Raw genomic sequence first — 1725 nt, forward strand, 5'->3', positions numbered from 1 at the left:
CGGCATGCTGGTGTGCGCCGCCGCTGGCGCGATCATCCTGCCGCCCAACAGTCGCTGGCTGTGGCGCCGGCTGGAACAGGACCTGCGCGAACAAGTGGTGTTTGCCATCAGCGGCAAGCTCAAGGGCCTGGCCTCGGGTTTCGAGAGCCGCAGCCGGGACTTGCTGCACCAGGCCTACGGACTGGCGGCGGGGCAGCCTCGGGTGCAGCGGGATCTGTTGCGCTGGATGTTCGTGGTGCTGGAGGTCGGCCACGCGATCATCGAGTTGCGCAAGGAGCAGGCGACGCTGCCGGTGCATCCGGCCTATGCCGAAAGCCAGCCATGGCGCCAGGCGATCCGCGTGATGGGGCGCGCGCTGGTGCGGCTGTTCCGCCAACCGAGCCAGAGCAATCTGGAGCGCGCACTCGTGGCGGTGGACCACGCCATCGGCCGCGTGCAGGCCACCGACGAGCCTTTCGCCCCGCACTTTGATACCTCGGCCCTGCGTCGGGTGAAAAGCTACCTGCACTTCATCCGCACCTCGTTGCTCGATCCGCAATCGCCCTTGGCGGCTTACACCACGCCGCCTCCCCAGGAACTTGAACATGCCCCGTGAAATCGCCTTCCACGGCGTTTACATGCCCACCATGACCCTGATGTTTTTCATCGCCGCCGGCCTGGCCTGGGCGTTGGACCGTTTCCTCTCGGGGTTGGACCTGTACCGTTTTTTCTGGCACCCGGCGCTGCTGCGCCTGAGCCTGTTCACCTGCCTGTTCGGCGCGCTGGCGCTGGCGGTCTACCGTTGAGATCGACACAATGAAAAAATTCTTCAGCCTGCTGGCGACGTTGCTGGTGCTGGCCTTGGCACTGTGGATCGGCCGTACGCTATGGGTGCATTACATGAACACACCCTGGACCCGCGATGGGCGGGTGCGGGCCGACATCATCAATGTCGCCGCCGACGTCAGCGGTGAGGTGGTCGAGGTGCCGGTGCGCGACAACCAGTCGGTGAAAAAGGGCGACCTGCTGATGCGCATCGATCCCGAGCATTACCGCATCGCGGTGAAACAGGCGCGCGCCCTTGTCGCATCGCGCAAGGCCACCTGGGAAATGCGCAAGGTCAATGCCCACCGGCGTGCCGACCTGGACAGCCTGGTGATTTCCCGGGAGAACCGTGACGACGCCAGCAACATCGCCGACTCGGCCCTGGCCGATTACCAGCAGGCCCAGGCGCAACTGGAGGCGGCCGAACTGAACCTGGCCCGCACCGAGGTTCGCGCGGCGGTGGACGGCTACGTCACTAACCTCAACGTGCACCGTGGCGACTACGCGCGGATCGGCGAGGCAAAAATGGCGGTGGTGGACATGAATTCGTTCTGGGTCTACGGCTTCTTCGAAGAAACCAAGTTGCCCAAGGTGCGGGTAGGCGATTCGGCGCAGTTGCAGCTGATGAGCGGTGAGGTGCTCAAGGGCCATGTGGAAAGTATTTCCCGAGGGATCTACGACCGCGACAACCCCGAGAGCCGCGAATTGATCGCCGATGTGAACCCGACGTTCAACTGGGTCCGCCTGGCCCAGCGGGTGCCGGTGCGCATTCACCTGGACGAGGTCCCGGACGGGGTGCTGCTGGCGGCGGGGATGACCTGTACGGTGGTGGTCGAACCCGCCAAGCGTTGAACCGCTATTTGAGTGGTCACAAAAATGATGGTCACCATCAGTCCCCTGTGGGAGCGAGCTTGCTCGCGA

The 1725-nt window shown here is 64.3% G+C and carries 3 protein-coding genes; all 3 read left to right on the top strand.

Translation table 11 applies throughout. The features are described 5' to 3' along the window. The coding region (locus tag OC610_RS26935) for an FUSC family protein (RefSeq protein ID WP_264432338.1) at positions 1-595 on the top strand (595 nt) is incomplete at its 5' end. Then, positions 585-785: a DUF1656 domain-containing protein gene (locus tag OC610_RS26940; protein ID WP_186610974.1), complete on the top strand. Its 201-nt coding sequence runs from the start codon at positions 585-587 to the stop codon at positions 783-785. The genes OC610_RS26935 and OC610_RS26940, both read left to right, overlap by 11 nt. Before the next feature lie 10 nt (positions 786-795). Next, a complete protein-coding gene (locus OC610_RS26945; protein WP_264432346.1) occupies positions 796-1656 on the top strand; it encodes an efflux RND transporter periplasmic adaptor subunit in 861 nt (286 codons plus the stop codon). The last annotated feature ends 69 nt before the right edge of the window (positions 1657-1725 follow it).

It is taken from the genome of Pseudomonas agronomica, assembly GCF_025917275.1.
GTDB lineage: Bacteria > Pseudomonadota > Gammaproteobacteria > Pseudomonadales > Pseudomonadaceae > Aquipseudomonas > Aquipseudomonas agronomica.